This window comes from Pelotomaculum propionicicum (assembly GCF_004369225.1).
GTDB classification, from domain to species: domain Bacteria; phylum Bacillota; class Desulfotomaculia; order Desulfotomaculales; family Pelotomaculaceae; genus Pelotomaculum_B; species Pelotomaculum_B propionicicum.
The window spans coordinates 1-639 of the sequence record NZ_QFFZ01000163.1; the positions used below are offsets into that span (position 1 = coordinate 1).

Here is a 639-nt window from a genome sequence, read left to right on the forward strand (position 1 = left end):
CCGACCCCAGGGAGGTGGAGAAAGTGATCACCAACATCGAACGGACACTGGACGAGATGAAGAGGCAAGCTTTGCTCGAAGGTGAAACGAGAGGCAAGATTGAGGGCAAGATTGAGGGCAAGATTGAAGTTGCAAGGACAGCGTTAAAGAGGGGCTTTCCCGTGGATGAAGTGGCAGAAATAACCGGGCTGTCCAGGGAGACCGTTTTGGAACTGAAGAAACAGCTGGAAAACTGAACCGATAACCAGGGGGACGGTTTAACCAGGGGGACGGTTGGCTGGTTGATCCAGGCGGCTGTGCATAAAGGCGTGGTGAAAATAAACCAGAGACACAACCAAAAGGGCTAACTACCGATTTATCGGTGACTGGCCCTTTTGTATTGCCACTGATAGGGAGATGGTGTTAGAGTTCCGGAGATGGGTAAACGTCAACCAGGGGGACGGTTCGAAAGCGCCGGGATAAACCGGCATAGAGTAGGGGATGAGAGAGCCCTACGTGGAAGGTGAAGCTGCATTATTCCTATGATCCCAGCCAGGATTGTCGGAGGCTTCTTAACCGGGGGCCGCGCCTCCCGGCGGCCGGGCTCGCTGCGAAAGTCCGGGCTGCCCGCTGCAAAAGACCGCCACGGGAAGCCGGGGA

1 pseudogene is annotated in these 639 nt (G+C 55.6%); it reads left to right on the plus strand.

Annotated elements, in window-relative coordinates:
• A pseudogene (locus tag Pmgp_RS19345) lies at positions 1–236 on the plus strand (Rpn family recombination-promoting nuclease/putative transposase); the annotation flags it as partial.
• Positions 237–639: the final 403 nt, after the last annotated feature.